The sequence below is a fragment of the Bradyrhizobium sp. PRIMUS42 genome (genome assembly GCF_023006515.1).
In the GTDB taxonomy this organism is placed as follows: Bacteria; Pseudomonadota; Alphaproteobacteria; order Rhizobiales; family Xanthobacteraceae; genus Bradyrhizobium.
The window spans coordinates 1-4,217 of record NZ_JALBGZ010000558.1 but is presented as its reverse complement, the minus strand read 5'-3'; the positions used below and the strand labels follow the sequence as shown (position 1 = coordinate 4,217).

At 65.2% G+C, this 4,217-nt stretch carries 4 protein-coding genes; 2 read left to right on the top strand and 2 right to left on the bottom strand.

Translation table 11 applies throughout. From position 1 onward, the window contains the following. A partial coding sequence (locus tag MOV75_RS29180; RefSeq protein ID WP_247007063.1) for a heavy metal translocating P-type ATPase occupies positions 1-2,109 on the bottom strand: 2,109 nt, incomplete at its 3' end. A gap of 50 nt (positions 2,110-2,159) precedes the next feature. Between MOV75_RS29180 and MOV75_RS29175 the strand changes: the two genes are divergently transcribed. Then, the gene (locus tag MOV75_RS29175) at positions 2,160-2,435 is read left to right on the top strand and encodes a metal-sensitive transcriptional regulator (RefSeq protein WP_246931180.1); all 276 of its coding nucleotides are present in this window, start codon (positions 2,160-2,162) and stop codon (positions 2,433-2,435) included. Positions 2,436-2,701: 266 nt separating this feature from the next. Here MOV75_RS29175 and MOV75_RS29170 read toward each other — a convergent pair whose 3' ends face one another. After that, complete coding sequence (locus MOV75_RS29170) at positions 2,702-3,679, bottom strand: YiiX/YebB-like N1pC/P60 family cysteine hydrolase (RefSeq protein ID WP_246931179.1); 978 nt, start codon at positions 3,677-3,679, stop codon at positions 2,702-2,704. Between the two features lie 192 nt (positions 3,680-3,871). Here MOV75_RS29170 and MOV75_RS29165 point away from each other — a divergent pair. After that, positions 3,872-4,217, top strand: a 346-nt coding sequence (locus MOV75_RS29165) for an FAD-dependent oxidoreductase (protein ID WP_247007062.1), incomplete at its 3' end; no start/stop codon positions are given.

Below are 4,217 nucleotides of genomic sequence, written 5' to 3'. Positions count from 1 at the left end.
GGCCATCGCGACGATGCGGCCGGCCTTTTGCAGCTTGGTCACCACCGCGCTCTTCTGATCCGGCAGCACCTCGGCCTCGACTTCGGCGATGCCGAGCCGCCGCGCCACCGCCTCAGCCGTGGTGCGATTGTCGCCGGTCAGCATGATGACCTTGATGCCTTCGGCAGCTAGCGCCTTTAGCGCCTCCGGGGTCGAGGTCTTGACCGGATCGGCGATCGCGAACAGGCCGGCAAGCCGGCCATCGACGGCCATGTTGATCACCGTGGCGCCGTCCTGGCGCAACCGTTCGGCTTCAGTGTCGAGCGCCGTCGTGTCGACCCCGATCGAGGCGAGATATCTGGCATTGCCGAGCGCGATGGTTTTGCCGTCGACCTTGCCGGTGGCGCCCTTGCCGGTCGGCGAGTCGAACTGCTCGACCTGGCCGAGGGCGAGCTGCTTCTCCTTGGCCGCACGCACGATCGCGTCAGCCAAAGGATGTTCGCTGGCGCGCTCGACACTGGCTGCAAGCCGGAGGATGTCGTCTTCCGAAAGACCGGCAGCCGGCACGATCGCGACCACCTTGGGCTTGCCCTCGGTCAGCGTGCCGGTCTTGTCGACCACCAGCGTGTCGATCTTCTCCATCCGCTCCAGCGCCTCGGCGTTCTTGATCAGCACGCCGCCTTGCGCACCGCGGCCGACGCCGACCATGATCGACATGGGGGTCGCGAGGCCCAGCGCGCAGGGGCAGGCGATGATCAGCACGCTGACCGCGGCGACAAGGCCGAAGGCCAGCCGCGGTTCCGGTCCGAGCCATGCCCAGGCGGCAAAGGCGACTATCGCGACAATGATCACGGCCGGCACGAACCAGCCCGCGACCTGATCGGCCAGCCGCTGGATCGGCGCGCGGGAACGCTGCGCGTCGGCGACCATCTGTACGATCTGCGACAGCAGCGTTTCGCGTCCGACCTTGTCGGCACGCATGATGAAGCTGCCCGATTGGTTCAGCGTGCCCGCGATGACTTTTGCACCGGTCTCCTTGGTGACCGGCATGGACTCGCCGGTGACCAGGGATTCGTCGAGCGAGGAGCGGCCCTCGAGGATTGCGCCGTCGACCGGCACCTTCTCGCCGGGACGAACGCGCAAGCGATCGCCGGCATGAAGCGTGTCGATCTCGACCTCATGCTCGCTGCCATCGGCATCGACGCGGCGCGCGGTCTTCGGGGCCAGCTGCAACAGCGCCTTGATCGCGCCCGAGGTCGCGTCACGGGCCCGCAGCTCCAGCACCTGACCGAGCAGCACCAACACGGTGATGACGGCGGCCGCCTCGAAATAGACGGCGACCGCGCCTTCATGGCCGCGGAAGGTGGCGGGAAAAATCTGCGGCGCGACGGTGCCGATGATGCTGTAGACATAGGCAACACCGGTGCCCATCGCGATCAGCGTGAACATGTTGAGGTTACGCGTCAGCAGCGATTGCCAACCGCGAACGAAGAACGGCCAGCCGGCCCACAGCACCACCGGCGTGGCGAAGACGAGCTGGATCCAGTTCGAGAGCGTCTGATCGATCCAGTTGTGCGGGCCCGCGAGATGGCCGCCCATCTCCAGCGCCACGGCCGGCAGCGCAAGTGCGCCACCGATCCAGAACCGCCGCGTCATGTCGGCAAGCTCCGGGTTTGGGCCGGTCTCCAGGCTTGCCACTTCCGGCTCGAGCGCCATGCCGCAGATCGGGCAGCTGCCGGGTCCGACCTGGCGGATCTCCGGATGCATCGGGCAGGTGTAGATCGTGCCCGCGGGCATCTCGGGCTCGGGCGCCTTGTCCTTGGCAAGATATTTGGCGGGGTCGGCGGCGAACTTGGTGCGGCAGCCGGCGGAGCAGAAATGGAAGGTCTCGCCGTGGTGCGTGAGGTTGTGCTTCGAGGTCGCGGGGTCGACCGTCATGCCGCAGACGGGATCGAGCACCTTGGTCGCGCCATCACCATGGTCATGCGCGTGATGATGCGCGTGGCCGGCACGGTCGCCGTGCCCGCCGCAGCAGGAAGACGCGGCCGGCTTGGCCGCTGGAGCAGCTGGGCTGGAACAGCCGCATCCTGTTTCCGGCTCGTGATGATGCCCGTGTTCGGCGTCTTTCATGGCGAAGCTCCGGCCTTGCAATACATACCCTATGGGGGTATATAGACCCCATGCGCAAGGACATCAAGGCATCCGTCGGAAAACGCCTCGGCCGGATCGAAGGCCAGGTTCGCGGCCTCTCGAAAATGATAGAGGAAGACCGCTACTGCATCGACATCGTGACGCAGATCTCGGCGGTGCGTGCCGCGCTGCGCCGGGTCGAGGAGGAGGTCCTGAAGGACCACGTCGCCCATTGCGTCGAGCACGCGATCGCGAGCGGCGACAAGGCCGATCAGCGCGAGAAGATCTCGGAGCTGATGGCGGTGATCGGACGGGCGGAGCGGTAGGTCTTCACTTCCGTCATTGCGAGCGAAGCGAAGCAATCCAGGCCGCCCCCGCGGAGGCAGTCTGGATTGCTTCGTCGCTGCGCTCCTCGCAACGACGGTTGTTGAGGAGAGATCGCACGACATCCTCAGATGTCGTCCCTGCGAAAGCAGGGACCCATAACCCCAGGGAGGTGTTTGGCGAAGACTCGTCGCTTGGCACTTCTACGACCTGTAACCGATAGATCGCCCGGTATGGGTCCGTGCTTTCGCAGGGACGACGATGAGGCTTACGCCGCGATCTCGCAAGTATTTCCGCGGCGACGCGCGCGGTACATCGCGAGTTCGTTCAGCTGCACAAAATGCTCGGAGAAATTGGTGGTCATCTCCGCAGGCTGCGCGCTCACTTCTTCAGTCGGAATCTCAACCGGCGCTTCTTCGTCAATCGCCTCAGGAACGAGCGGCGGCGCACGGAGCGTTTCTGGAAACACACTGAATGTGCCCGCTACCTCCTCGAGCGGCTTCTGCTTGTCGGCCCAGTGCAGGGCGGTGTAGTCGAACCCGTGCACGATGGTGGGTTTGACGACTTCGAAATAGGGCGAGATGTCGAAGTCGCGGGGCATGTAGAGCGAGGAATCGCGGATGTGCAGGATCTCGCGGCGGGCGGCGCGGCTGCCGGCCTTGGTGATCTTGGGCAGGATCGGGTAGCGCACGGCATCGAACGCCTGCGCGATCAGGGCCGAGCAGATGATCTTGGTCGGATCGCCCGAGCCGAGCGCGATCATGCGCCGCCGCCAGCGCTGCGGCACCGGCAGCGGGAACAGGAAGCGCATGAGATCGACGATGTTCTTGGTGTCGTAGCCGAAGCCGATGCGGTTGATCGCATAGCGGCAGACCGTGGTGCGGTCCTCATAGGACAGCCCGACCGGGCGGCAGAGGCGGGTGTGATAGGGGAAATATTTCGACAGCGGCGCCGAGGTGACGCCTTCGCCGATGTTGGCCTCGATCAGCACATGCGGTTCGCCGTCGCGCTCCTCCGCGCCCTCGATCGGACCGACATAGAGTGCCGCATGCGACCAGGTGGACTGCGTCAGATATTTGATGATGCCGGAGATGCGGTTGTTGCCCTCGACCAGCAGCACGTCGCCGGGCTCGATGACGCCGCGCAGGTGCTCCGGGTCGCTCGGCGTGAACGGCTCGTAGCCGGGCACCTCCTTCGAGAGGTACGCGGCAATCAGCTTGCCGACTGAATCTAGGACCGTCCCCATCTCAAACTCCCCCCACGGCCTTTTCCGGCCGTCTTTTTCCCTTCTCTAACATGGTCGAAACGTGTTGCAATTCGGTTCATCACTCCGTGAGGTCAAGCACGATTGATTCACCATGATGGTTGCCGTGCAACATCAGATACGGCAAGGTTCGCTGACTGTTCCCGTTCGCCGCAAGTCCTCGGAAACCATGACATGACAATCACGCGCCGCAGTTTCCTTTCGGCGTCGGCGGTTCTTGCCGCGATGCCGGTTCTGCGCGCGAACGCCGCGACCCTGCCGCGCGAGGCCGACATCGTCGTGATCGGTGCGGGGGCCGCCGGAATCGCCGCAGCGCGGCGCATCATGGCGACGGGACGCAAGGTCATCGTGGTGGAAGCGGCGTCCCAGATCGGCGGCCGCTGTATCACAGACAGCACGACCTTCGACACGCCGTTCGACCGCGGCGCGCGCTGGATGCACAATCCCGACACCAATCCGATGATCCGGCTGGCGCGCAGCGCGGGGCTCGACGTGCTGCCGGCGCCCTCGGGCCAGAAGA